The organism is Agrobacterium sp. a22-2 (assembly GCF_012276985.1).
Classification (GTDB): Bacteria; Pseudomonadota; Alphaproteobacteria; order Rhizobiales; family Rhizobiaceae; genus Allorhizobium.
Map to the genome: position 1 here is coordinate 310,771 of NZ_JAAXMM010000004.1, position 26,192 is coordinate 336,962.

24 protein-coding genes and 4 tRNA genes are annotated in these 26,192 nt (G+C 60.8%); 17 read left to right on the forward strand and 11 right to left on the reverse strand.

All coding sequences use genetic code 11. The features are described from left to right. Window positions 1–55: 55 nt before the first annotated feature. The 3 genes from map to HFC70_RS08625 are packed head-to-tail and all read right to left on the reverse strand — an operon-like array spanning window position 56 to window position 3,527. Window positions 56–886: a type I methionyl aminopeptidase gene (gene map / locus HFC70_RS08615; protein ID WP_168472821.1), complete on the reverse strand. Its 831-nt coding sequence runs from the start codon at window positions 884–886 to the stop codon at window positions 56–58. Continuing rightward, on the reverse strand, window positions 887–1,639 hold the full coding sequence (sfsA, locus tag HFC70_RS08620; protein WP_168472823.1) for a DNA/RNA nuclease SfsA: 753 nt from the start codon (window positions 1,637–1,639) through the stop codon (window positions 887–889). A 40-nt stretch (window positions 1,640–1,679) separates the two neighbouring features. Then, a complete protein-coding gene (locus tag HFC70_RS08625; protein WP_368669585.1) occupies window positions 1,680–3,527 on the reverse strand; it encodes a PHA/PHB synthase family protein in 1,848 nt (615 codons plus the stop codon). 154 nt (window positions 3,528–3,681) lie between these two features. On the opposite strand from HFC70_RS08625, the gene HFC70_RS08630 reads away from it, so the two are divergent. From HFC70_RS08630 to HFC70_RS08665, 7 genes are all read left to right on the forward strand, one after another. Beyond that, a complete protein-coding gene (locus HFC70_RS08630) occupies window positions 3,682–4,071 on the forward strand; it encodes an SHOCT domain-containing protein (protein WP_168472825.1) in 390 nt (129 codons plus the stop codon). Window positions 4,072–4,298: 227 nt separating this feature from the next. Then, entirely contained in the window at window positions 4,299–5,516 is a 1,218-nt protein-coding gene (locus HFC70_RS08635; protein WP_168472826.1) for an LL-diaminopimelate aminotransferase, read from the forward strand. Window positions 5,517–5,578: 62 nt separating this feature from the next. Then, window positions 5,579–6,901 carry a homoserine dehydrogenase gene (locus HFC70_RS08640; RefSeq protein WP_168472827.1) on the forward strand — a complete coding sequence of 441 codons (1,323 nt, stop codon included), beginning with the start codon at window positions 5,579–5,581 and terminating at the stop codon, window positions 6,899–6,901. 578 nt (window positions 6,902–7,479) lie between these two features. Then, window positions 7,480–8,478 carry a calcium-binding protein gene (locus tag HFC70_RS08650; RefSeq protein ID WP_168472828.1) on the forward strand — a complete coding sequence of 333 codons (999 nt, stop codon included), beginning with the start codon at window positions 7,480–7,482 and terminating at the stop codon, window positions 8,476–8,478. 273 nt (window positions 8,479–8,751) lie between these two features. After that, a complete protein-coding gene (locus HFC70_RS08655; RefSeq protein ID WP_168472829.1) occupies window positions 8,752–8,967 on the forward strand; it encodes a hypothetical protein in 216 nt (71 codons plus the stop codon). Window positions 8,968–9,092: 125 nt separating this feature from the next. Continuing rightward, on the forward strand, window positions 9,093–10,895 hold the full coding sequence (gene recJ / locus HFC70_RS08660; RefSeq protein WP_168472830.1) for a single-stranded-DNA-specific exonuclease RecJ: 1,803 nt from the start codon (window positions 9,093–9,095) through the stop codon (window positions 10,893–10,895). A gap of 100 nt (window positions 10,896–10,995) precedes the next feature. After that, complete coding sequence (locus HFC70_RS08665) at window positions 10,996–11,838, forward strand: hypothetical protein (RefSeq protein WP_368669586.1); 843 nt, start codon at window positions 10,996–10,998, stop codon at window positions 11,836–11,838. A gap of 99 nt (window positions 11,839–11,937) precedes the next feature. Here the strand turns inward: HFC70_RS08665 and HFC70_RS08670 are convergent. The 4 genes from HFC70_RS08670 to HFC70_RS08685 all read right to left on the reverse strand — a co-directional run bounded on the left by HFC70_RS08670 (window position 11,938) and on the right by HFC70_RS08685 (window position 13,787). Further along, a tRNA-Glu gene (locus HFC70_RS08670) sits at window positions 11,938–12,012 on the reverse strand. Between the two features lie 212 nt (window positions 12,013–12,224). Then, window positions 12,225–12,299 (reverse strand) — tRNA-Glu (locus HFC70_RS08675). Window positions 12,300–12,510: 211 nt separating this feature from the next. Further along, window positions 12,511–13,239 carry a hypothetical protein gene (locus HFC70_RS08680; RefSeq protein ID WP_168472831.1) on the reverse strand — a complete coding sequence of 243 codons (729 nt, stop codon included), beginning with the start codon at window positions 13,237–13,239 and terminating at the stop codon, window positions 12,511–12,513. Window positions 13,240–13,346: 107 nt separating this feature from the next. Continuing rightward, entirely contained in the window at window positions 13,347–13,787 is a 441-nt protein-coding gene (locus HFC70_RS08685; RefSeq protein WP_168472832.1) for a VOC family protein, read from the reverse strand. Between the two features lie 189 nt (window positions 13,788–13,976). Between HFC70_RS08685 and HFC70_RS08690 the strand changes: the two genes are divergently transcribed. The 10 genes from HFC70_RS08690 (at window position 13,977) to HFC70_RS08735 (ending at window position 21,815) form a co-directional block, all read left to right on the forward strand. Continuing rightward, window positions 13,977–14,555, forward strand: coding sequence for a cold-shock protein (locus tag HFC70_RS08690; protein WP_168472833.1), 579 nt, complete (start codon window positions 13,977–13,979; stop codon window positions 14,553–14,555). A gap of 37 nt (window positions 14,556–14,592) precedes the next feature. Next, window positions 14,593–15,030, forward strand: a complete 438-nt coding sequence (locus HFC70_RS08695; RefSeq protein ID WP_246735686.1) for a DUF192 domain-containing protein — start codon at window positions 14,593–14,595, stop codon at window positions 15,028–15,030. A 96-nt stretch (window positions 15,031–15,126) separates the two neighbouring features. Further along, window positions 15,127–15,203 (forward strand) — tRNA-Pro (locus HFC70_RS08700). A 96-nt stretch (window positions 15,204–15,299) separates the two neighbouring features. After that, on the forward strand, window positions 15,300–15,605 hold the full coding sequence (locus HFC70_RS08705) for an ETC complex I subunit (RefSeq protein WP_168472835.1): 306 nt from the start codon (window positions 15,300–15,302) through the stop codon (window positions 15,603–15,605). A gap of 53 nt (window positions 15,606–15,658) precedes the next feature. Further along, window positions 15,659–15,735: transfer RNA gene (locus HFC70_RS08710), tRNA-Arg, on the forward strand. A gap of 735 nt (window positions 15,736–16,470) precedes the next feature. Beyond that, window positions 16,471–16,986, forward strand: a complete 516-nt coding sequence (locus HFC70_RS08715) for a spore coat U domain-containing protein (protein WP_210259190.1) — start codon at window positions 16,471–16,473, stop codon at window positions 16,984–16,986. A 24-nt stretch (window positions 16,987–17,010) separates the two neighbouring features. Beyond that, window positions 17,011–17,439 carry a molecular chaperone gene (locus HFC70_RS08720; RefSeq protein ID WP_168472837.1) on the forward strand — a complete coding sequence of 143 codons (429 nt, stop codon included), beginning with the start codon at window positions 17,011–17,013 and terminating at the stop codon, window positions 17,437–17,439. A gap of 8 nt (window positions 17,440–17,447) precedes the next feature. After that, window positions 17,448–19,886: a fimbria/pilus outer membrane usher protein gene (locus tag HFC70_RS08725; RefSeq protein WP_168472838.1), complete on the forward strand. Its 2,439-nt coding sequence runs from the start codon at window positions 17,448–17,450 to the stop codon at window positions 19,884–19,886. Next, complete coding sequence (locus HFC70_RS08730; RefSeq protein WP_168472839.1) at window positions 19,867–20,847, forward strand: spore coat protein U domain-containing protein; 981 nt, start codon at window positions 19,867–19,869, stop codon at window positions 20,845–20,847. The genes HFC70_RS08725 and HFC70_RS08730 overlap by 20 nt, the downstream gene beginning before the upstream one ends. Window positions 20,848–21,071: 224 nt before the next feature. Next, window positions 21,072–21,815 (forward strand): thermonuclease family protein, encoded by a 744-nt coding sequence (locus HFC70_RS08735; RefSeq protein ID WP_168472840.1) that lies wholly within the window; start codon window positions 21,072–21,074, stop codon window positions 21,813–21,815. A gap of 88 nt (window positions 21,816–21,903) precedes the next feature. Here the strand turns inward: HFC70_RS08735 and HFC70_RS08740 are convergent, their stop codons facing one another. The 4 genes from HFC70_RS08740 to HFC70_RS08755 form a co-directional block, all read right to left on the reverse strand. Next, window positions 21,904–22,677 carry an amino acid ABC transporter ATP-binding protein gene (locus HFC70_RS08740; RefSeq protein ID WP_168472841.1) on the reverse strand — a complete coding sequence of 258 codons (774 nt, stop codon included), beginning with the start codon at window positions 22,675–22,677 and terminating at the stop codon, window positions 21,904–21,906. Window positions 22,678–22,692: 15 nt separating this feature from the next. After that, on the reverse strand, window positions 22,693–23,853 hold the full coding sequence (locus tag HFC70_RS08745; protein WP_168472842.1) for an amino acid ABC transporter permease: 1,161 nt from the start codon (window positions 23,851–23,853) through the stop codon (window positions 22,693–22,695). A 3-nt stretch (window positions 23,854–23,856) separates the two neighbouring features. Continuing rightward, window positions 23,857–25,050 (reverse strand): amino acid ABC transporter permease, encoded by a 1,194-nt coding sequence (locus HFC70_RS08750; RefSeq protein ID WP_168472843.1) that lies wholly within the window; start codon window positions 25,048–25,050, stop codon window positions 23,857–23,859. Window positions 25,051–25,151: 101 nt separating this feature from the next. Beyond that, entirely contained in the window at window positions 25,152–26,177 is a 1,026-nt protein-coding gene (locus tag HFC70_RS08755; RefSeq protein ID WP_168472844.1) for an amino acid ABC transporter substrate-binding protein, read from the reverse strand. Between the last annotated feature and the right edge of the window lie 15 nt (window positions 26,178–26,192).

Sequence of the window (26,192 nt, forward strand, 5' to 3'; positions counted from 1 at the left end):
AACATGATCGTCATACGGCGGGAGATCGGTCGGGAGTCGGGCCATGGATTACCCTTTACAGAGGCGGAAGTCCGGGACGGTCGAGACCGGCTGGCGACAGGGTGAAGATCTCGCAGCCGGTCGCCGTGACGCCGACGGCATGCTCGTATTGCGCGGTCAGGGAGCGGTCGCGGGTGACGGCCGTCCAGCCATCGGAGAGCACTTTGACATGCGGGCGGCCGAGATTGATCATCGGCTCGATGGTGAAGATCATGCCTTCGCGCAGTTCCGGGCCTTCGTTGGCGCGGCCGTAATGCAGGATATTGGGCGAATCATGAAACAGCCGGCCGACGCCATGGCCGCAGAAATCGCGCACCACGGAACACCGCTCGGCTTCGGCATAGGTCTGGATCGCCTCGCCGATGGCGCCGGTGCGGGCGCCCGGGCGGACGGCGGCTATGCCGCGCATCAGGCATTCATAGGTCACTTCGAGCAGGCGTTCAGCAGCGCGCTTGATGGTGCCGACCGGATACATGCGGCTCGAATCGCCATGCCAACCGTCGACGACGTAGGTCACGTCGATATTGACGATATCGCCCTCGCGCAAAGGCTTGTCGTCCGGCATGCCGTGACAGACGACATGGTTGATCGAGGTGCAGACGGAATATTTGTAGCCGCGATAGTTCAGCGTCGCCGGCAGCGCGCCGTTATCCATGCCGAAGTCGAAGACGAAGCGGTCGATGGCCTGGGTGGTCACGCCCGGCTTGACGATCTCAACCAGCGCGTCGAGGCAGCGGGCCGTCACATTGCAGGCCTTGCGCATGCCTTCGAAGGCCTCCGCGTCGTAGAGCCGGATCGCGCCGGTATTCTTGAGCGGGGCGGACGCCGCATCGATATAATTCACCATTTATCCGCTTTCTGATAGTTCCATTTCTGTTGTTCTTAATGCAGCAAGGCCTGGTTCGTCTATGTGGATCAGGCGATGGGGCGTGATTTCGTTTGGCGTGATGCGGCATTTGACGGCATAGGCCTCGATGCCGCGGGCCGCCGCCAGCCGGAATGCGGCGTCATAGGCCGGGTCGAGATCACCCGACAGGCGGAAGAGTTCGCAATCGTCGCGCTGGATCAGGTAGATCATGATTGCCCGATGACCGGCGTCGGCCATGTCGGCGAGTTCAAGGAGATGTTTTGCGCCGCGCGCCGTGACTGTATCGGGAAATTCGGCAAGGCCTGATGTGCGAATGAAGTGGACGTTCTTCACCTCGACATAGGCGTCGGGTCGGGCGTTGCCGGTGAGCAGCCAGTCGATCCGCGAATTGCGGCCGTAGCGCTGTTCGCTGCGGACCGTTTCATAATGAGAGAGATCACCGACCAACCCGGCGCGGATCGCTTCCAGCGCCAGCCGGTTGGGAAGTGCGGTGTTGATGCCGACCAGGGTGCCGTCTGCCTCGACCAGTTCCAGGGCGTAGCGATACTTGCGGCTTGCACTGTCGTGGACGGACAGCCAGATCCGCGAACCGGGCTCGGTCAGGCCGCGCATCGAGCCGGTATTCGGGCAGAAACCGGTCACCTCCTGTCCGTCGTCCAGTAGGGCGTCGAACAGGAAACGCTTGTAGCGGCGGATCAGCCGGGCAGGGGTGAGCGGTGGATCGAAGATCATCGATCAGGCCGACAATTGCAGTCCGGGACGGCCAAGAGCGCTAGACCCGTGCCAGGACATAGGTGCCTGGCGCATCGGCGATGGCGTTGAGCGCCCCGCCGCCGGGAATGCGCGCCGGCACGCGCTCATGGTCCATCTGCTCGATCCAGTTCTGCCAGTGCGGCCACCAGGAGCCGGGGGTCTCGGTTGCCGCATGCACCCAGTCCTCATAGGTGCCGGTGGTCGGGCCGCCGGTCCAGTACTGGTATTTCTTCTTGTCGGGCGGATTGACGACGCCGGCGATATGGCCGGAGCCGCTCAGCACGTAGGTGACCGGCCCGCCGAAGAAACCGCTGCCGACGAAGACCGACTTGGCCGGGGCGATATGATCCTCGCGGGTCGCCAGATTGTAGACCGGGATCGTCACGTCCTTCAGCGACAGGGTCTTGCCGGCGAGCTTCATCCGGCCGCCGGACAGGTTGTTGTCGAGGTAGCAGTTGCGCAGATAGTAGGAGTGATTGGCGGCCGCCATCCGGGTCGAATCGGAATTCCAATAGAGCAGGTCGAAGGGCATCGGATCCTGGCCCTTCAGGTAGTTGTTGACGAAATAGGGCCAGATCAGTTCGGAGGCGCGCAGCATGTTGAAGGCCGAGGCCATCTTAGAGCCGTCGAGATAGCCGAGCGTCTTCATGCGGTCTTCCATGGCGAGGATCTGCTCCTCGTCGACGAAGACCTTGAGGTCGCCGGCATAGGTGAAATCCACCTGCGTGGTGAAGAGCGTGGCGCTGGCGATGCGCTTGTCGCCCTCCTGGGCATGCAGGGCAAGGGCTGCGGCCAGCAGCGTGCCGCCGACGCAGTAGCCGATGGCATTGACCTGCCGTTCGCCGGTGGCCTTTTCGACGGTGTCGAGCGCTACGTCGATGCCCTCGCGGATATAGGCCTCCCAGTCCTTGCCGGCATGGCGCTCTTCCGGATTGATCCAGGAAATGACGAAGACCGTATGGCCCTGGTCGACGCACCACTTGATGAAGCTTTTCTGCGGGTTGAGGTCGAGGATGTAGAACTTGTTGATCCAGGGCGGGCAGATCAGCAGCGGCCGCTTCAGCACCGTGTCGGTCGAGGCCTCGTACTGGATGACCTCGCAGACATCGCTCTGGGCGATGACCTTGCCGGGTGTGACGGCCATGTTCTCGCCGACGGCGAACTTGCTGTAGTCGGTCTGGCGCATTCTCAAATCGCCGCCGCCAGCGGTGATGTCTTCGGCCAGCATTTTCATGCCCTTGACCAGATTGGCGCCATGGCTTGCCACCGTCTCCCGGTAGAGCTGCGGGTTGGTCAGAAGGAAGTTGACCGGCGAGATGGCGGCGGTGATCTGCTTGACGTAGAAGGCCGCCTTGTGGCGGGTGTGTTCATCGAGACCCTCGGCATCGGTCACCAGCTTGTCGGCCCATTCGGACACGACCAGATAGGTCTGGCGCAGGAAATCGAAGAACGGATTGCGCTGCCAGTCCTCGTCGGCGAAGCGCTTGTCGGTGGGCACCCCGGCCTGCGGCTCTGCGGCATCGTCGCCGGACAGTCGATGAAGCGTACGGGTCCAGATGCCGAAGATCGAGGCCAGCAGATAGGTTTGCGCTTCCAGCGTCCGTTTCGGATCGGATATCCAGTATTCCGCCACTTTGGACAGGGTCTTGACCAGCTCCGTCATGGGCTCGGATACCGGATCGACGATCTCGCCGCGTTCGCGGGGCGCCAGCCATATCGAGGCGGCCTTGCCGAGGTTTTCGAGCGCCTTGGCAAAGTTCATCGCCATGGCTTCGGGATCCTTGACCACATAGGGATCCAGAAGTTTCGGGTCGAACCCTGGCTGCTTGGCCTGCGCTGTGCCGCTGTCTTCGGTGTTGCCGCCCACGCTGCCCTCCCTGGAAGCTTCTTATGGTATTCTTTTACAATTGCGCATCCTGCATGAAAACGACTACAAGTTCCAGCGATACGAAAGCACCGTGCCGGTCTTGCGCATTTGCGGGTGGGCATTGGGGTCAATCCAGGGAATTGGGACGATTGCCGTGAATGAAGCTGCGATGAACGGGATGCGGTTGCTGGTGTCGGGCGTAGCGGCAGTCGCGCTTTTGATGGCCGGCGGTTGTACCACGTCGCAGTCGCCTGCCGCACGGCAGGCGGACAGTCTGACCGTGACAGTTCCCGAGGAGGGCGATGTTTCGACCCGGCCGGCGCCTACGCCGGGCGGATATCCGGATTTCTCGCGACCACTGACGGCGGCCAATACCCAGATGAGCAACGAAGACGCCGCCAGCCTGCAACAGCGCATGACGGCGCTTGGCGCGGCGCGGCGGGCCGGCACCGTGTCGGAGGCCGAGTATCAGCGCCGGCTGGCCGAACTGCGCAAGCTGGCGCTAGAGCATGGCACGGATGCACAAGCCCAGATCGCCAATTAGCGCTTGCCTTTCCTTCTCTTTGGACGCAAAGCAAAATTCGAGGAGGGGGCAGTTTCTGTCCTGCTTCGGCCTGTTTGCGACCTTCGGTCAAAAAATTACCGTATAGGTCCAAAATGGGTTAGTATCGGTCGTCACGGTTCCGCAGTTCGTTACGGGACGATCGCATCAGCCGAGCAACGAACTCGCCGACCGCAGCCAAGGCCCTATGCGGTTTTACGGGGATTAAGATGGAAGAATTTCATAAAGTCCGGCGCTTGCCGCCCTACGTCTTCGAACAGGTCAACCGTTTGAAGGCCAGCGCGCGAGCCGGTGGCGCCGACATTATCGATCTTGGCATGGGCAACCCCGACCTTCCGACCCCGCAGGCCATTGTCGACAAGCTTTGCGAAGTGGTCCAGGACCCGCGCACCCATCGCTATTCGTCATCGAAGGGCATTCCCGGCCTGCGCCGCGCCCAGGCCGCCTATTACGCGCGCCGCTTCGGCGTCAAGCTGAACCCCGATACGCAGGTCGTGGCGACGCTCGGCTCCAAAGAAGGCTTTGCCAACATGGCGCAGGCGATCACCGCGCCGGGCGACGTTATACTCTGCCCCAACCCGACCTATCCGATCCATGCTTTCGGCTTCCTGATGACCGGCGGTGTGATCCGCTCGATTTCCGTCGAGCCGGACGAGACCTTCTTCCCGCCGCTGGAGCGGGCGGTGCGCCATTCGATCCCCAAGCCGATCGCGCTCATTCTCAACTATCCGTCGAACCCGACGGCGCAGGTTGCCTCGCTCGACTTCTACAAGGACGTCATTGCGTTCGCCAAGAAACACGACATCATCGTGCTCTCGGATCTGGCCTATTCGGAAATCTATTTCGATGGCGCGCCGCCGCCGTCGGTGCTGGAAGTGCCGGGTGCCGTCGACGTGGCCGTCGAGTTCACCTCGATGTCGAAGACCTTCTCGATGCCGGGCTGGCGCATGGGCTTTGCGGTCGGCAACGAACGGCTGATCTCCGCTCTGACGCGCGTCAAATCCTATCTCGACTACGGCGCCTTCACGCCGATCCAGGTGGCGGCGAGCTTCGCGCTCAACGGCGACGGCAGCGACATTGCCGAAGTGCGCTCGATCTACAAGCGCCGCCGCGACGTGATGGTCGAAAGCTTCGGCAAGGCCGGCTTCGAGGTGCCGCCGCCGGCGGCGACCATGTTTGCCTGGGCGAAGATCCCGGAAAAATTCCGCCATCTCGGCTCGCTGGAATTTTCCAAGCTGCTGGTCGAAAAGGCCGACGTGGCGGTCGCGCCGGGTATCGGCTTCGGCGAAATGGGCGATGATTACGTGCGTCTGGCGCTGGTCGAGAACGAGCACCGCATCCGCCAGGCCGCCCGCAACATCAAGAAGTTCCTGTCGACGGCCGACGATACGATGCACAACGTGGTGTCGCTCAACGCCCATCGTTGATTTTTCGGGCGGCCCGTTCGCGGCCGCCTTCACTCCTCCATTTGATATATCGGGAATGACACATGGCTGATGCCCTTCGAATTGGCATTGCGGGTCTGGGGACTGTTGGTGCCTCTCTGGTTCGTATTCTGCAAACCCGCGGCAATGCGCTGGCCGTCGCCTGCGGCCGCCCGATCCGGGTGGTTGCCGTTTCGGCGCGCAATCGCGACAAGGACCGCGGCATCGACCTTGCCGGCGTGACCTGGTTCGACGATCCGAGCGAATTGGCGAGATCCGCCGATATCGATGTCTTCGTGGAACTGGTCGGCGGTGCGGAAGGGGCAGCCGACGCCTCGGTTCGCGCCGCACTCACCCGCGGCCTGCATGTCGTCACCGCCAACAAGGCGCTGCTGGCCAAGCACGGGGTCGAGTTGGCGCGCATGGCGGAAGACAAGGGTCTGCTGCTCAACTATGAAGCCGCTGTCGCCGGTGGCATTCCGGTTATCAAGACCCTGCGTGAATCCCTGACGGGCAATGGTTTTTCGCGCGTCTACGGCATTATGAACGGCACCTGCAACTACATCCTGACCCGGATGGAAAAGGAAGGCTTAAGCTTCGAGGCGTGCCTCAAGGAAGCCCAGCGCCTTGGCTATGCCGAAGCGGACCCGACCTTCGATATCGAAGGCAATGACACCGCGCATAAGCTTGCCATCCTGACGACACTCGCCTTCGGCAGCGAGATTGCTGCGGATGCTATCTATCTCGAAGGCATCAGCAATATCTCGATCGAGGACATTCATGCCGCTGCCGATCTCGGCTACCGGATCAAGCTGCTCGGCGTTGCCCAGCGCACCGAAACCGGCATCGAGCAGCGCGTTCATCCGACCATGGTGCCGCTCGATTCGGTGATCGCGCAGGTCGATGGCGTGACCAATGCGGTGGCGCTGGAATCCGACATTCTCGGTGAATTGCTGATGGTCGGCCCCGGCGCCGGCGGCAATGCCACGGCGTCGGCCGTGCTCGGCGATATTACCGATATCGCCAAGAGCCGCCCGGGTGCCCAGCAGGTGCCCGTACTCGGCCGGCCCGCCCATCTGCTCGAGCCCTATCGCCAGGCCGCGATGCAAAGCCATGAGGGCGGATACTTCATCCGCCTGACGGTGCAGGATCGCACCGGGGTCTTTGCCAGCATCGCCACCAACATGGCCGAGAACGGCATCTCGCTGGAATCGATCGTGCAGCATTCCAAGCAGCCCGTCGGCAAGGATGCGCCACAGACCATCATTCTCGTCACCCATGCGACGATGGAATCGGCGGTTCGCACCGCCGTGTCGGCGATCAAGGGCGAGGGATATCTGGTCGGCGAACCGCAGGTCATCCGCATCGAACGGCCGAAGACCGCGTAAAACGCCGGTTGTCAGCGGCGCTTTAATGCGTACAGCATTCGAAAAGAGCATTGCGGTAAACCCTTTCGGTTTTGCTGCTGTGCTCTTTTGGCTTTGATCTAGAGCGTTTCCTGGTTAGATTGAAGCATTCTGTTGGCTCAAACGGAGTCGGATGGTCGCCCGGTCGGCGCGTGTCGTAGCGACGCCCTACGGCCAAGCCGGCCGGGCGATCAAGCGGCCCGTTTCAGCCAACCCGAAGGGCCGGGCATCTTTCCGCCAGGATCAAAGGCGATCGGCTCGGACGTACCAAAAGGTATGCCCTTCGCCAATCGCCTTTGCCCTGACGAAAACCTGCTCCGGCAGAATGCTTCAATCTAACCAGGAAACGCTCTAGGACATTCGGCCGCCGTCTCCGGAGGCCCTGGGTCGTGAGCAAAGTCTGATCTCTCGGCTTCGAACCGCCATTTGGGCGTGACCGATTTGTGTCGCCAACAAAACAAAATAAAACCGAACAGGACGAAATACGCGACTTGGACTTTCCTTGATACGTCTTCGGTCGCCACGAGAGCATTGCGTGGCCTGAACGAGGAAGAACAGATATGGCAAAGATCCAGGCTATTCCAAACCCGACCCAGTCCGAGGTATCCCAATCTGCAGCAGCGGAGATCAAGCATGCTTGGTGGAATCCGTTCGACATCGATCTGCCCGATTGGTGGAATGATCTTACCGGCAATGATCGCGATCATGCATTCAGCGGTACCTCCCGATCGGATGCCCTTTATGGCAGCTCCAAGGCGGATTTCCTGTTCGGCGGCGCCGGTAACGATACGATCAGCCGCGGCCGCGGCAACGACACCGTCGATGGCGGACGCGGGGCCGATACGCTGAAAGGCGGAGCGGGAAATGACACCTATCTGGTCGACAATGTCCGCGACAAGGCGATCGACATCGCCCATGGCGGTACCGACACCGTGATCAGTTCTGTCAGTTATACGCTCTCGTCGGCCATCGAAAACCTTACACTGACCGGAACGAAAGATCTCCGGGCCATCGGCAACGGCCTCGACAACGTACTGACCGGCAATGCCGGCGACAACGTGATAAGCGGCGGCGCGGGCGATGACCGGCTTTATGGCGGGTTAGGCAACGATACCATGTTCGGCAATGGCGGCGACGACACCTTGAGCGGCAGCGTCGGCAAAGACCACTTAAGCGGTGGCGACGGAAACGACAGTCTGCGCGGCGGCCTTGGCAAGGATATCCTGACTGGCGGCGCGGGCGCCGACGTGTTCGTCTTCGGGTCCGTCGTCGACTCTGGTCGCCTCGGCCGGGACGCCATCACCGACTTCTCCAGCACGGACGGTGACCGTATCGATGTTTCGCATATCGATGCGAATATCAGCAACGGCCTGCGGGGCAACGATGCCTTCACGTTCATTGGCTCGGAGCTGTTCCATGGCTCCGCCGGTGAGCTGCGCTATCAGACGACGGCGTCGAATAACTTCATCTACGGCGACATCAACGGCGACAAGATCTCCGACTTCTCGATCCAACTGGATCAGCCGCTGGATCTTGCCAAAGGCGATTTTATTCTCTGACTTAGCTGGAGGTCCCGGCGTCGATGTTCGGTACCTGATGACGGGCGCTCTGCAGGGCGTCGATCATGCGGGCTAGTTAACCCTCCATGCCAGCAACGCGATCGCGCCGTCGAGGCGCGATCATTGTGTCCGCGGTCTCTGTGGCTCGAATCTGGAGACAAGGAATGCGACCTTAGGACCGATCTGTGCCAAAAAAGTCAATCGCCTCTCGCCTGCCTCTCGAATCGCAGCTATAATCGGGGTTCATTTAAGGTCCTGGGGAGGAGCCTTGCCATGTTTCATCCGAAAAAGCCGGCGCCGGGGGGCGCGTCCTATCCGTTGATGCGCGATAGCTTTGGTGGCCCCTGGTCTTCTATCGAACGCGTGTCATCTGCAGTGCGATTGTCGGAGGATGACGATTTCGAAGGGATCAGGAACTGGTCCGTCATCCTTGTCTTCGGCGCGATGCTGGTTCCCGCCCTTGCGCTTGTTGCCGCGCTGGTTCTCTAGCGCGTTTCCTGCCTTTAGCGCCCGTCTATGCCTGAGAGCGAGCCGATGGTTTCGGACGCTTTGCGGGCTGGTCATTTTCCCGCCAGCCTGTAGAAGACGTCGACAGACAGTATTGGCGAGTGGACATGGCAGAACCTGTTGATCCCGTACCCCGCGCATTCCTTGGCGTCGAGCGTTCCGCGACCGGCCAGCGCTGGGTCTCGCGTCCCGACCAGGCGGCCCAGAACCGGGCGCTGGCCATGGCGCAGCAACATGGATTGCCCGAACTTGTGGCGCGGGTGCTGGCCGGGCGCGGCGTTGGCGTCGACGAGGCGCCGGGATTTCTTGATCCGACGATTAGGAGCCTGATGCCGGATCCCTCGTCGCTGACCGATTGCGACAAGGCCGCTGCGCGTTTGGAGCGCGCCATCAGGTCCGGCGAGCGTGTGGCGATCTTCGGCGACTACGATGTCGATGGTGCTGCCTCTTCGGCGCTGCTTTACCGGTTCCTGGCCCATTTCGGCGTCACGGCGGAAATCTACATTCCCGACAGGATCTTCGAAGGTTACGGACCCAATGCGGCGGCGATCGGCCAGCTGATCGATCGCGGCGCCGGGCTGATCGTCACGGTCGACTGCGGTTCGACCAGCCACGAGGCGCTGGCCGAAGCCGCAACGCGGAAAATCGACGTCGTGGTGATCGATCATCATCAGATGGGGCACGAATTGCCGATCTGTCATGCGCTGGTCAATCCGAACCGCGAGGACGATCTGTCGGGGCAGGGGCATCTCTGTGCGGCCGGCGTCGTCTTCATGGTGCTGGTCGCAACGCTCAGGCTGCTGCGCGAGAAGGGGCATCCGCAGGCTCGCTCGCTCGATCTTCTGGCCTGGCTCGACCTGGTGGCGCTGGCGACAATCTGCGACGTGGTGCCGCTGAAGGGCCTGAACCGCGCCTATGTGGTCAAGGGGCTGGTTGCCGCCCGCCACATGAACAATGCCGGCCTTGCCGCGCTCTTGAAGGTGGCGGGCATCGGCGGGCCGGTGACGCCCTATCATTTCGGCTTTCTGGTCGGGCCGCGCATCAATGCCGGCGGACGGATCGGCGATGCGGCGCTCGGCAGCCGTCTGCTGACGCTCGACGACAGCAGCGAGGCCGAGACGATTGCCACGCAGCTGGACGATCTCAACCGCCAGCGGCAGGCGCTGGAAGTGGTGATGCTGGCCGAAGCGGAAGCCGAGGCGCTGGCCGAATACGGCACGGCCGAGACGGCATCGGTCATCGTCACCGCGCGGGAAAACTGGCACCCGGGTATTGTCGGGCTGCTTGCCGCCCGGTTGAAGGAAAAATTTCAGCGGCCGGCCTTTGCCATCGCCTTTGATCCGAACGGCAAGGGAAGCGGCTCCGGCCGGTCGATAGCCGGCTTCGATATTGGCCGCATGGTGCGGGCCGCCGTCGATGCGGGCCTGCTCGTCAAGGGCGGCGGCCATGCCATGGCAGCGGGCCTGACCGTCGAGCGGGCCAAGCTCGGACTGCTACGAGCGTTTTTCGACGAGGCCTCGCAGCAGGCCGTGATGGCGCTGGCCGCCAATCGGTCCTTGAAGATCGACGGGGCCTTGAGCGCCTCCGGGGCGACGCTTGCGCTTGTCGACCAGATAGAGACGGCAGGCCCGTTCGGTTCCGGCCATCCGCAACCGATCTTTGCCGTTCCGAGCCATTGCATCCGCGACGCGCGGCCGATCGGTACGAACCATGTCAAGGTGACGCTGGAGGCGCCGGACGGCACGCGGCTCGAGGGAATAGCTTTTCGCGCCGCCGATACGCCGCTGGGCGAGTTGCTGCTGAACGGCCGGGGCAGTCAGGTGCATGTGGCCGGTTCGTTGAGCGCCGATCATTGGCAGGGCACGCGGCGTATCCAGATCCGCATCATCGACGCCGCGCCGGCGCTTTAACCGGTTCGCGCCCAGCATTCCGATAGGCGCCATGAGGATTGCTATACGGGCAGTTGCAGACTAGCGTGTTTGCACTGTGTTAATACTTCGGGAGGCTTGGGTGGTTAAAGTCACGGTTCACAAGACGGTCGGGCTGGATATGGGCGGTCTCGACATGTCGGTGCTGTTCGAGGGCATCAGCTATACCGGCAGCAGCACGGTTTACACAATCAACTATGGTGACGGTTTCCGCGACCAGTTCCGCGGCACCGGTTTTCGTTACGATTCCAATGCGACGCCGATAGCCGGAACCGTGACGACTTATATCGGCTATCGCAATTCGACCCAATTGGTGCTGGTCGAGGGAATGAGTGTTGCGGCGACGGCGATCGTTAAGTCCGCGAGTACGTCGAGCCTTGCCGATGATCGCGCCCTGATCAACAAGATCCTGGCCGGTGCCGATACGATCAATGGCGGCAATCTGCAAGACGATGTCGGCGGACGCGGCGGCAACGACATCATGAACGGCAATGGCGGCAACGACATTTTGTCGGGCGACAGCGGTCATGATCGCCTGAACGGCGGCGGGGGAGCCGACAGGTTAACCGGTGGCGCGGGTGCCGACAGGCTGACCGGCGGCATAGGTGGCGATCAGTTCATTTTCAAGGCAATTTCCGACAGCACCGTTGCCGTCGGGGGGCGTGATACTGTTCTGGACTTCGTGGCGTCACAGGGAGATCGCATCAACCTGACGGCGATCGACGCCAATAGCAGGATGGCCGGCAATCAGGCTTTCTCGTTCATCGGCAACGATGGGTTCAGCAAGACGGCGGGCGAGTTACGTTTCGTCAAAGGCTCGTCCGACAGCTATCTCTACGGCGATGTGAACGGTGACGGAAAAGCCGACTTCGCCATACATTTCGACGATGGCCTATCGTTCGCCCAGGGTGCGTTTCTGCTCTAGCCGATGGGCGGCGCGCTTTTTTGATACCCAGGCGCGCCTTGGCTTTCACGCGCTATAGCGCTGTGATCGGCACCGATAAATTGTTCTGATGGGAAGGAGTGGCACGCCCTAGGGGAGTCGAACCCCTCTTCCCAGAATGAAAATCTGGTGTCCTAACCGATAGACGAAGGGCGCGTGCGCTCCGTGGCGCCCTTATAGTCAGGGGCCGTGAAAGCCGCAAGCGGAATCTTGCTGTTTTTCCACCGGGATTTCGAAAAATATCGCGCATTGATCGCGACCTAAATGCACCGACAACAGGCGTCCCCAAACGGATGTAGCGCATTCGGCAACGGCCCGATAAAGGGCGTCCCAGTTTCATCATCTGTCATGGAAAAAGAGGGAAGGAGTGGCACGCCCTAGGGGAGTCGAACCCCTCTTCCCAGAATGAAAATCTGGTGTCCTAACCGATAGACGAAGGGCGCGTGCGCTCCGTGGCGCCCTTATAGTCAGACCATTCGGATCCGGCAAGCGTCAATTTCGGTTTTTTATCAAAAAAATGACAGCTGTGAACAAGCGCTGGCTTTTGGCGATTTTCCAAGACGAATCAGGCTGTTGGATGTTGACGTTGCTGCAGCCGGCAACCGCTGCCTGTCGCGGCTTGCCATGCACTTTGTGCTGACTTTGCGGTTTCGGCTAACGGCTGGCGGTGGTGTCGCGGCGGTGCAGGCGGCGCAGCACGGAGCCTTTCTTTTTCTTAACGCCCGGTGCCAGGACAGGCTCGGCCGGGACCTCTTGCGTCGTTGCCTCCGGCGATTCTGCCTTTGCCTCGACGGCGGGGGGCGAGGCTTCCGTTTCGGGCGGATTCACCTGAACCGGCTGCTCTGTGGTTTCCTCCGGCATTGCCGATCCCGGCGGTGCGCTGAAGACGCTGGCGAAAGCGGGGTTGATGCCGCGGGTCGGCATGTCCTGGGGTACCAGGCTGGCGACTGCGGCCTGGGTGACGGGCACTTGTGCGTCCGGATCCATGCCCGGCTCCGGGCCGTATTGCGGTGGATTGGTGGAAAAAATACTGGAGCGTCCGGCCTGGATGCCGGTCGGCTGGGTGATCAGCGCTGCCATGTCGCTCCGAGGTGCCGTGCCGTCGACGACCGCGGCCTCCAGCTCGTCGCTGGCAGCAGACCATTCCGGCGTCGGCTCCGATGCCGCGGCCACCATGGGGTCGACATAGCCGCTCTTGGGACCTTTGGCCTTGGCCTTTGCGTCGGTCGCCTCGGCGGGCAGTTCAGGCAGATCGGCGTCGCCGATGGCGGCGCTGTCCTTCGATGTCGTGGCGCACCCGCCGAGAAGGAGCACCGCTAGTGCAACGCCGGCGGCCAGGCTGATCTGTTTGGCCGCTATTCTATATCCGGTTGCTGACGGCACCGCGCAAACTCCTTACGGTCTGGCTGATGGCCAGACGTCCTATCCAACGCCCATGGCGTATCATGGGCGTCAGAATGACGGAGCAATCTTGCGCGAGGCCGTTTGCCTCACCAGGCGCCGGTGTTCTGCATGGACGCCCAGGGCTCGGCCGGGGCCAGGCTCTCGCCCTTCTGGAGGATTTCGATCGAGATGCCGTCCGGCGAGCGCACGAAGGCCATGTGGCCGTCGCGGGGCGGACGGTTGATGGTGACGCCGTTTTCCATCAGCTTCAGGCAGGTGGCGTAGATATCGTCGACCTCGTAGGCGAGATGGCCGAAATTGCGACCACCGGTGTAATCTTCCGGATCCCAGTTATAGGTGAGTTCAAGGCAGGGCGCCTTGTCGGCGTGGGCGGCCCCGACGTCTTCGTCGGCGGCCAGGAAGATCAGCGTGAAGCGCCCCTTGTCATTTTCGATGCGGCGGACCTCGGCCAGGCCGAAAAGCTCGCAATAAAATCTGAGCGAAGCATCCAGATCTTTGACCCTGACCATCGTATGCAGATAACGCATAGTTCATCTCCTCTTTGTTTGTGCCGATATGGGCCAGGCGACAGCCTGGAGCAAGGCTAGAGCTTCAAAAAAGCAGCTGGGAATATTTTAAACTAGGGCTTGCGCGGAACCGTTGCCGGAATGTTAATCTGTTCGTCAAGAATCAGTTAACTGTCACAATGTGTCGCGTAATCGAGGGGCGGGTAGAAGATGACGGACAGGATTTCATCTAAGGAAATTCTTGATTTCGACGAGCTGGCCGGCGAACCGGTCGACCTCATCGAAATCACCGGCGTTGTCAAATGGTTCGACGTTGCCAAGGGCTTCGGTTTCATCGTTCCCGACAACGGCATGCAGGATGTTCTGCTGCATGTGACCTGCCTGCGGCGCGACGGTTTCCAGACCATTCTCGAGGGCACCCGGATCGTCGCCCTGGTGCAGCGCCGCGAACGCGGCTATCAGGCGTTCCGCATTCTGTCGATGGACCAGTCGACGGCCGTCCATCCCTCGCAGATGCCACCGGTTCGCACCCATGTGCAGGTGACGCCGTCGAGCGGCCTCGAGCGTGTCCTGGTCAAATGGTTCAATCGCACCAAGGGTTTCGGCTTTCTGACGCGCGGCGAGGGCACCGAAGATATCTTCGTTCATATGGAAACGCTGCGGCGCTTCGGCCTCACCGAACTGCGTCCCGGACAGACCGTGCTGGTGCGGTTCGGCAATGGCGACAAGGGCTTGATGGCTGCCGAGATCCATCCGGACAATCCGGGTCCTGCAAGTCTGGCCCATTGAGATGAGCTCGCTGCAAATCTGGTTGAAGAGCGCTGTCATGGCGCTTTTTTTGATTCTGCCGACCGTCGTGCAGGCACAGGCGCCACAGTTTGAGACAGGGCGCTTGGTGATCCAGACGGCGTCCGGCATCCGCCACGAATTCACCGTCGAGCGCGCCACAAGCCCGGCGCAACGTGAGGTCGGCCTGATGCACCGCACCGTGCTTGATGCCGACCACGGCATGCTGTTCGACTTCGGCACGCCCCGCACCGTGATGATGTGGATGAAGAACACGCCGCTGCCGCTCGACATGCTATTCATCGACGACACGGGCCTGGTGATCCGCATCGAATCGCGCACCACACCGTTTTCGGAGAGCATCATCGCCTCCGGCGGCATCGTCCGGTTCGTGCTGGAAATCAACGGAGGCCGATCGGAAGCGCTGGGGATTGCGGCGGGAGACCAGGTCGTCGAAGGGCTTGACGATGGTCGATGAGCGCTTTCAGGCTTAATGTACATGGGTGCGAGAAAAGCGGATTTTGCTGTTGCGGCCAAGGGATGAACCGTGTATCTCCGCTCATGATTGCCGTAGCGGAGTGTAGCGCAGCCTGGTAGCGCATCTGGTTTGGGACCAGAGGGTCGGGAGTTCGAATCTCTCCACTCCGACCATTCGGCAGGGCGACTTTGCCGCCTGCAGCGTGTGACCGCGATCATGAGGATCAGGGAGGTTTCTCTCTGACCCTGTCCACAGGGAGCTTTATGGGAATGTCTGCCAAGATCTATCGCCCCGCCAAGACCGCCATGCAGTCCGGCAAGGCAAAGACCCATGTCTGGCTGCTCGAGTTCGATCAGGCCGGCCCTCGCAAGATCGATCCGATCATGGGCTATACCAGTTCGGCCGATACCCGGCAGCAAGTCAAGCTGACGTTTGAAACGCTGGAGCAGGCGGAAGCCTATGCGACGCGCAACGGCATCGAATACCGGGTGATTCTCCCCAAGGAAGCCAACCGTCAGGTTGTATCCTATACCGACAATTTCCGTTTCAACCGCATGCAGCCCTGGACTCACTAACGCTCATCAGCGCCCGGGTCCGCGGCTCGGTTTGTTCCGGTGACGCCGGAAACGGCCCCTTAGCTCAGCTGGATAGAGCACCTGCCTTCTAAGCAGGTTGTCGCAGGTTCGATTCCTGCAGGGGTCGCCAAAATTCCTTCTGTCTTTCCTGCATTCTCGATTCCGTTCAAATCGCCGGCCGCGACATTGGCATTGGGGCTTCGCATGGCGCGTCCGTTCGGCCAAGAAGCCCGATTCGCTTTGCCAAAGTTGCGCCTTTCTCAACGGGATGCGTTGTCATTGGTTCGTTTCCTCGCAATTCGCTGTCGCCAATATCGGGCGAGTTGCTTAGAGGCGAATACATGTGTCGAAACCCGCCTAGAAGAGAAAATCGCGATGAAGGCAGGTTGAATAGGCGCCCCATTCAATCATCCAGGATTGAAATTCACCGCAGGGGGCCAAAATAGCGACGCGCATGAGAAGGACATCTCCCCGGACCTATCTAGGCTACAGTTCGACGTTGCGATGCCGGAAATGCGCTTTCCGATGCCGGAATTGCGGATGACGGAATCGGTCGCCATTCTGATTTTATACTTAATCTGTTTTTTGTATTTATGTAATAAAATTATTATTCTGCGTATATTGTATGAATCAATTTCGTCATAAATCTGAATTTCTGAATTAATAGCTATGATATTTTTGTCTGCTTAAGGATTTTTCTGTGAATTAAAATTTAGTAACTGTCATTTAGCAATTTATATATTTGGAATTAATCAGAAATAAACTCTTTTTAACGCTTTCTTAATGTCTGAATCTCAAAACAGGGGTGGCGAAAACGCCGATATCGACCCACGCGCAGATGAAATGCGCTTATTCGAGGATCTTCATGATGAAGTTTACAGTTCCAGCCGCGACAATTGCCGTCGCTCTCTTTCTCTCCTCCACCACCGCATTCTCCCAGACCCAGACCGGCGACATGGCAGTATCGATGACCGTCGCCGCCGAATGCACGATAGCAACCGAAGCTCTGGCTTTTGGCACGGTTGGGATCATCGACACCAATATCGATGCTGAGGCAAACCTCACGGTGCAATGCACCTCTGGCTCTGCTTACCAGATCTCCCTTGATGACGGCCTTGGTGTTGGCGCAACAACGGCCGCACGTCTGCTGACCAATACGGCCACCAGCGACGACGTCGCGACCTACTCGCTATACCAGGACGCCAGCCGCACCACAGTCTGGGGCAGTACGGCTGGTACGAATACGGTCGACAGCGACGCCGCAACAGGCGCCGATGAAGTCATCACCGTCTATGGACGGGTCGATGCGGGCCAGAACGTCGCCACCGGTACCTATCAGGATACCGTGGTTGCGACGATCACCTACGGCACCGGACTCTAAGCGACCAACGACGAGGATAACATTATGACCTACTTGCGCCTTATTGCGGCAAGCTTGGCCGTATGCCTATCGGCAGTCATCGCGAATGCAGCCGCGTTACGTGTGTCACCGATCGGACTCGACCTGAAAATGGGATCCGCGGCCTCTACCGTGCGACTGTGGAACGACGCCCGCACGGCAACCAGCGTCCAGGTTCGGGTCTTCCGCTGGACCAAAGTCAATGGCAAGGAGAGGCTTGATCCGACCCAGGACGTGGTCGCCAGCCCGCCGATCACCAAGCTCGCCCCGGGAACCGAAAACCTCATCCGGGTCGTGCGCGTCAGCAAGACTCCTGTCAGCGGCACCGAAGCCTACCGGCTCGTGATCGACGAACTGCCGGATCCCAGCAAGAAAGTCCCAGGTCAGGTCAATGTGATGATCCGGCACTCGATTCCTGTTCGCTTCTCTGAATAGGGCGTCCTGTGACAAGACCAATCGGCCGGACGCTGGCAATCAGCGCGCTCGCCATGCTCGCCTGGCCGCTTGGCGCCATGGCGGGATCCGGGAAACCATCCCCGGATCCCGCCACAGCGGCGGACCAGGACCAGACCGCAATGGCGACCGGGCGCGATCTCTTTCTTGCTGTATCCGTCAACGGAGTTCAAACCGATCTCGTCGCGGCCTTCCATCAGGACGCGGACGGCACTCTTAGCATCGAAGCCACGCAACTGCGCAATGTCGGTATCCTGCCTCAGGCGAATGCCAAGATGGCCAATGGCCGGATCCGGATCGACCGTCTGGCGTCCGTGCGCTACGTCTACGATGAACTCAACCAGAGTATCGCCTTTACCGCCGCCGACGGCCAGCGCGCGCCGCGGATTATCGACGCAAAGGCACCGAAGCGCGGTGCCGACAAGAAGCAGGCACGGCTACAGGCGCAATCCTCCTATGGGGCACTGATGAATTATTCTCTGCGGGGCGCCATCGACAATTCCGGCAGCGACGAACGCTACGCCATTTCCGGCCTCAGCGGCACGTTTGAAGCGCGAAGCTTCGGTCCGCTGGGTGTGATCAGTAACAGCTTCATCGCCAGCACGTCCGACAGCTGGTATTATGATTCCACCCGACTGGAAAGCACGTGGAGCTATTCCGACCAGTCGTCGATGATAACGTACAATGCCGGCGATATCATTACCGGCGGATTGGGCTGGACACGCTCCACCCGCCTCGGTGGCGTGCAGATACAACGCAATTTCGACCTGCGCTCGGATCTCGTGACGTTTCCGGTCCCCTCGATGTCCGGCAGCGCTGCCGTTCCTTCGACGGTCGACGTCTATCTCGACAATGCGCGGCGCTTCACAGGCCAGGTCGACTCCGGTCCCTTCGAAATCACCAATCTGCCAATCGTCGATGGGACGGGCACCGCCCGTGTCGTCGTGACCGACGCACAAGGACAGCAGGTCACCACCGAATCCGACTTCATCGCCTCCAACAAATTGCTGTCGCCCGGCCTTCTGGACTTCTCGGCCGAAGTCGGATTCGCACGGCTGAACTACGGCGTGAATTCGAACGACTACGACAAGCGACCTTATGCCTCGGCAACCGCGCGGTCCGGCGTCAGCAGATGGATGACCCTGGAGGGCCATGCCGAGGGCGGCGAGGATCTGCTCAACGGCGGCTTCGGCGCGGTTTTCGCCTCGCGCCTGCTCGGCGTTCTATCGATATCCGCCGCCGGCAGCCTGAGCACAGACGGGCCGGGCCGGCAGCTGGGCCTCTCGCTGGAGAGGGATTTTTGGGGTGTTCATCTGAATGCCCGGCTGCAGCGCAGTTTCGGCAACTATCAGGATATCGCCTCTATCACGGCGGACGAGCAGGAGCCCGGCGCCGATACTCTGTCGAGGTCTTCCGATCCGCCGAGGGCGCTCGAACAGATCTCCGCCTCTGTGCCGCTGATGTTTGACGATTCCAATATAAATTTCAGCTATACCCACTACGAATATACCGACGGCGATGAGAGCCGTGTTCTCGGCATTTCCTATAACCGCCCGATCTTCAACGGCAGCACCATTTCCGTCTCCGCCATCGAGGATCTGGAAGATCATGCGTTCGGGATCTATGCCAGTCTGATCGTTCCCATCGGCGCAAAGGAGACGGCGACAACCTCGGCTTCGTCCCAGGACGGCGATTTTTCCATCACCGAGCGGGTAACCCATTCGCAGGGCCAGCAGATCGGCGACTACGGCTGGAGCGTTGCCCGGCAGCAATCTGACGATTCGTTGACGTCTGCTTCGGCAAGCTACCGGACATCCGCCGCAAACGTTACAGCGCGGGTTGACGTCCGCGACGACAAAAACCGTGCGACCATCAACCTGGACGGCGCCGTGGTCGCCTCGGGAGGCGGGGTATTCGTCTCAAACCAGATCCACGACGCCTTCGCCATTGTCGATGCCGGTGCGCCGAATGTCGAAGTGCAATATGAAAACCGCCCTGTCGGCGTGACGAACAGCGATGGCAAGCTGCTGTTGCCGCGCCTTCGCTCCTACGAGCGCAACCGCATCTCGATCGATCCGACCAATCTGCCGCTCGACGCCGTGGTCAACAATACCCGGGACGTGGTCATGCCCGCCGACCGTTCCGGCGTCGTCGTCAAGTTCGATGTCGATGCTCATCCCGATGCCGGGCTGGTGAGCTTTACCATGCCGAACGGCGAGCCCGTGCCGATGGGGGCCGTCGGCAAGATCGCGCCGGACAAAGAGCCGTTCATCATCGGCTACGACGGCCAGGCGCTGGTCGAAGACCTTGTCGCCGTCAACCATGCCAGCATCACCCTGCGCGACGGCAGCGTCTGCGTCGCGACATTCCGCTACAAAGCCGATCCCGGCAAACAAGTGAGTATCCGCGATGCGATATGCCGACCCTAGATTCCTGAGAGCCGCGATCATCCTGACCGCATTCCTGTCGGCCGTCCAGGTGGCCACGATCACTACCGCCTCCGCCGCAAGCTGCAATGCCAGCGTCGATGCGCTGAACTTCGGCAACGTCGATACGCTGTCTGGATCGACCGCCGACGGTACCGCGCAGGTCACGATCAGTTGCGATGACGTCGACACCTCCGAAACGACGGTGACGGTCTGTGCCAATTTCGGCGCGGGCAGCGGCGGCGCCTCCGGCAGCGTCCGCCACATGTTGTCGGGCGGGGAAGAACTCGATTACCAGCTTTATGGCGACAGCGGCCGCGGTGCGTCCTGGGGGACCTACAATGACACGACCCTCGGGCAGCCCAAGACCATCCAGCTCTCAGCTTCCGACGGTACGGCAAGCGGCAGCGTGACAGTCTACGGAACCGTCAGCGCCGGTCAAACATCGGCCACGACCGGTTCCTATCTCTCGTCCTTCAGCGGCTCCGATGCTTCATTCTACTATGCGGAAGGCAGTTCGCTGGACTGCGCCGCGCCCACCACCGGGACTTTGACGCAGGCGGACTTTACCGTGGATGCCACGGTTGCCGCCAATTGCCTCATCGAGATTGAGGACATCGATTTTGGCATCCATGGCATCATTGATACGGAGGTGACGGCAACCGGCGGCATCGACGTCACCTGCACGCCGGGCACTACCTATTCCATCTCCATGGACGGCGGATTGACCGGCGCCACCGATCCGGAACAGCGCCTGATGCAATCTGGCAGCAATACCATTGCCTATGGACTTTATTCCGACGCCAGCCATAGCACTCCTTGGGGCTCGGCCAGCGCCAACCTGGTCTCAGGCACGGGGGCGGGCTCCGTGGAATCTCTGCCGGTCTATGGCCGGGTCGAACCGCAATCCGCTGCGCCGGGGCAATATAGCGACACCGTCGTTGTGACCATTACCTACTACTGAAACGTGTCGCGATCTTCATATGTGCTCCCTACGCTCTAGTTTTCCGTTCCTCTGCGAGCAGGTTGTCGGTATGACCTGCGATGAGCGCCTGTGGGGGGCGAATCGTCTGCGGGTTTCTCTTCCGGCACGTTCGACCCAACCATCGGCGTCACATATCCACCGGCCGCGCCAACCTTTCGGAAACCCTTGGCGGCGATGATGGGTAGGTATGAAAGGGTCTCTGCATGTCGACATCTGCCACTTCCAGGAAACGGCCGCGCAAGCGCCGCAAATCGACCTCGGCAAGGCAATCCGGAGCGGGCCTCTGGCCTTGGCTGATGGCGCTGGTTGTCGTGGCGGGCGGCATTGCTGCTTATGAGAACAGGGCCGATGTTGTGGGGCTCGTCTCCTACTACATGCCGCATGGCGAGAGAAAGGAAACGGCGCGCAGCCAGCCGGCCGAGCGCTCGTCGGAGCGACCCGCCAAGCCCGAGACACGGTCTGCGCCGCCCAAGCCGCCGGTGCCGCGCGCTAGGGACGTGGTCAACGCGGACAAGGCGCCCGTGCCGCCAGCGGCGATCGGGCCTGATCTGCCCAAGCCACCCGTGCCGGACGGTCGCCCGGTCGATGCGCCGCCGATCGGTCGTGGCTATACCGCCAAGTTCTATTTCTGCGGTACGTCGGGGCTCGACAATTGCGTGGTCGATGGCGATACGTTCTGGCATCAGAAGACGCGGATCGAGCTTGCCGATATCGTCGCTCCGGAGACCGAGCGGGCCAAATGCCAGCAGGAACGTGATCTCGGCTTTGCCGCCAAGGTGCGGCTGCGCGATCTCTTGAATGCCGGCGCCTTCGAACTGACCGTGCTGAAGGGGCAGGGCGATGCGTCGCAACGGGTGGTGACGCGCGGCGGCCGTTCGCTGGGCGCCATGCTGGTTTCGGAAGGTCTTGCGCATCCGAGGATGGGCAAGCCGCGGCCGTGGTGCTAAGCCCAAATCAATTCCCATGAAAAAACCCGCCGCGGCGTGCTGCCGGGCGGGTTGAAAAGGCAAGCGGCTTCAGCCGCGTCGTTGCTGATCAGTGCAGGATCTGGCTCAGGAACAGTTTTGTGCGCTCATGCTGCGGATTGTCGAAGAACTCGGCCGGTGCATTCTGTTCGACGATCTGGCCCTGGTCCATGAAGATGACCCGGTTGGCGACCTGGCGGGCAAAGCCCATTTCATGGGTGACGCACAGCATGGTCATGCCTTCTTCGGCAAGGCCCACCATGGTGTCGAGCACTTCCTTGATCATTTCCGGATCGAGCGCCGAGGTCGGCTCATCGAACAGCATGATCTTCGGGTTCATGCAGAGCGAGCGGGCGATCGCCACGCGCTGCTGCTGGCCGCCCGACAGCTGGCCCGGATATTTATTGGCCTGTTCCGGGATCTTGACGCGCTTCAGGAAATGCATGGCGATCTCTTCGGCCTGCTTCTTGGGCATCTTGCGGACCCAGATCGGGGCCAGCGTGCAGTTTTCCAGAATCGTCAGGTGCGGGAAGAGATTGAAGTGCTGGAACACCATGCCGACTTCACGGCGCACTTCGTCGATCTTTTTCAGGTCGTTGGTCAGTTCGATATTGTCGACGAAGATGTTGCCGGACTGGTGTTCCTCCAGCCGGTTGATGCAGCGGATCATCGTCGATTTGCCGGAGCCCGAGGGGCCGGCGATGACGATGCGTTCGCCGCGCATGACCTTCAGGTTGATGTCGCGCAGCACGTGGAAGTCGCCATACCATTTGTTCATGGAGACGATTTCGACAGCCACGTCGGTGTCGGAGACGGTGAGGTTCTTGGGTTGGGCGTCAGCCATGGTTTTCCCCTTGTGTTATCGTTTGTGGCCGGTGTCGAGATGGCGCTCCATGAAGCCGGAATATCGCGACATGCTGAAGCAGAAGATCCAGAAGATGAAGCCGGCAAAGACCAGGCCGGTGAGCGGCGTGACCGGAGAGGCCCAGCTGGCATCGGTGAAGTTCAGACGGACGATGCCAAGCAGATCGAACATGCCGATGATCGACACCAGGGACGTATCCTTGAAGAGGCCGATGAAGGTGTTGACGATGCCGGGAATGACCAGCTTGATGGCCTGCGGCAGCACGATCAGCCGCGTCTTCTGCCAATAGCTGAGACCGAGCGAATCGGCGCCTTCATATTGGCCTTTCGGGATGGCCTGCAGGCCGCCGCGGATGACCTCAGCCATATAGGCGGAGGCAAACAGGGCGACACCGACCAGGGCGCGCAGGAAGTTGTCGATCGTCCAGCCGGTCGGCAGGAAAAGCGGCAACATGACATTGGCCATGAACAGCACCGTGATCAGCGGCACGCCGCGAATGACCTCGATGAAAACGACGCAGAGCGTCTTGACCACAGGCATTTGCGACCGACGACCGAGCGCGAGAAGGATCCCGACCGGCAGCGACACGGCGATCCCGACAAAAGACAGGATCAGGGTCACCATCAGGCCACCCCAGAGCGGGGTTTCCACTTCGGCCAGGCCGAAGACGCCGCCATGCAGCAGGAAGAAGGCGACGATCGGGAAGATGACGAACAGCAGAATGGCATTGAGGCCCTTACGCGGCAGCGACGGCTTCAGGAGCGGCGCCAGAAGCACGACGAACAGGACGGCAACCAGTATGACGCGCCAGCGTTCGTCAAGCGGATAGCGACCGAACATGAACTGCTCGAAGCGATCCCCGACGAAGGCCCAGCAGGCGCCGCTCCAGCCTTCCGGCTGGATGCCGCCGCTCTGTACCACCGTGGCGCAGACCGAGCGATCCGCACCGACCCAGGCCGCCTGGATGAACAGCCAGTTTATGGCACCCGGAAGTGAGGTGGCCAGGATGAAGATGGCGATCACCGTCAGCACGACATCCTTGGGGGTGGCAAGCAGGTTGGTTCTGATCCAACCGGATACACTGTGACTGCTCAAGGGAGCCGGCTCGGGCGCCAGCATTTCGGTTCTGACGAAGGAGATTTCCTTGGTTTTCATGGTTTATCTCTCCACCAGGGCCATCTTGGCATTGAACCAGTTCATGAACAGCGATGTGGCGATGCTGATGGTCAGATAAACGACCAGCCAGATCGAGACGATTTCGATGGCCTGGCCCGTCTGGTTCATCGTCGTGCCGCCGGTTGACACCAGTTCGGGAAAGCCGACCGCAACGCCCAGCGAGGAATTCTTGGTGAGATTGAGATACTGGCTGGTCAGCGGCGGGATGATGATGCGCATGGCCTGCGGAACGACAACGAGCCGTGTGGTTGCCGTGGGCTGCAGGCCGAGAGCCGAGGCCGCTTCCGTTTGTCCTTTGGACACGCCGCGGATGCCGGCGCGGATGATCTCGGCGATGAAGGCGGCGGTGTAGAAGGACAGCGCCAGATAGAGGGCGACGAATTCCGGCGCGACGACCGATCCGCCGGTCAGGTTGAATTTTCCAGCAATCGGGTAATCGAAGCTGAGCGGCGCGCCGACGGCCAGAAAGGCGACGAGCGGCAGGCCAATGACGAGGGCGATGATCGTCCAGACGGTATGAAACTGCTGGCCGGTCTTCATCTGGCGCTGCTTGGCCCAGCGGGCAACGATGACCGATGCAACGATGGCGATAAGAAGGGCGGCCGGAATGACCCAGCTGCCTTCACCCCAGATCGGCTTCGGGAAGGCGAAGCCGCGATTGTTGAGGAAGGTGTTGAAGGGCAGCTGCAGCGAATCCCGCACCTGCGGCAAGGAGGACAGAACGCCGCTGTACCAGAAGAAAATGACCAGCAGCGGCGGAATGTTGCGGAACACCTCGACATAGACGGTGCAGAGCTTGGCAACCAGCCAGTTCTTCGACAGGCGACCGATGCCGATGATGAAGCCGATGACCGTCGCCGTGATGATGCCGGTGACGGCGACCAGCAGCGTGTTCAGGAGGCCGACGATGATGGCGCGGCCGTAGGTCGAATCGCTGGAATACGGGATCAGCGACGTTCCGACATCGAAACCGGCGCGGCCGTTCAGGAATCCGTAGCCCGATGCGGTGTTGGAACGGGCAAGGTTGGTGGAGACGTTATGGCTGATCGTCCAGATGGCCAGAACAACCACCACGGCGGTTAGAACCTGGAAAAAGATGCTACGCACCTTTGGGTCGTATATCAGGGAGCTTCTGGATGCCCCTTGCGACGATGCATGAATGGCATGATCTGTCATGCGTTGCCCTATCCCCTGTGACCACTTTGGGTCTTTTTGTTTTTGTTCCCACATTCAAGACAAACAAGGCGGCCGAAGCCGCCTTGCTGTCTAACCGATGCTTAGCGGATCGGCGGTGCGTATTGCAGGCCGCCCTTGGACCACAGCGCGTTGAGGCCGCGCTCGATCTTCAGCGGCGTGTTCACGCCGATGTTGCGCTCGAACACCTCGCCGTAATTGCCGACGGCTTTGACGATGTTGTAGGCCCAGTCGTTGGTCAGGCCGAGGTCGGTGCCGATCTTGCTGTCGGCTTCAGCGCCGAGGAAGCGCTTGATATCCGGGTTGGTCGAGGTCTTCATTTCGTCGACATTGGCCTGGGTTACGCCGAACTCTTCAGCCTGCACCATGGCATACTGCGTCCAGGAAACGATGTCGAACCACTTGTCGTCGCCCTGGCGGACGGCCGGGCCAAGCGGCTCCTTGGAGATGATTTCCGGCAGGACGATGTGCTCGTCAGGGTTGGACAGCGTCAGGCGGATCGAATACAGGCCCGACTGGTCGGTGGTGTAAACGTCGCAACGGCCGGCCTGGTAGGCGGCATTCACTTCTTCGAGCTTTTCGAAGACGACCGGGTTGTACTGAAGGTTGTTGGCCTTGAAGTAGTCGGCGAGGTTCAGTTCGGTGGTGGTGCCGGACTGGACGCAAACGGCAGCGCCGGACAGTTCGAGAGCCGACTTCACGTTGAGGTTCTTCGGAACCATGAAGCCCTGGCCGTCATAATAGTTGACGGTGCGGAAGTTGAAGCCGAGCGCTGTGTCGCGGCTGATGGTCCAGGTGGTGTTACGCACCAGCACATCGACTTCGCCCGACTGCAGGGCGGTAAAGCGGCTCTGGGCGGTCGTCGGGGTATACTTGACCTTGGTCGCGTCGCCGAAGACTGCAGCGGCAATGGCCTTGCAGTAGTCGACGTCGAAACCGGTCCAGTTGCCGGAAGCGTCGGGCGAGGCGAAGCCGGCAAGACCGGTGTTCACGCCGCATTGTACGAAGCCTTTAGCCTTCACGTCGTCAAGGGTGGCAGCAGATGCAGCCGATGCGCCAAATCCCAGGACCGCAGCGCCCAAGGCGGCTGACAGGAGCTTATTGTTCATTTTTCCCAACCTTTT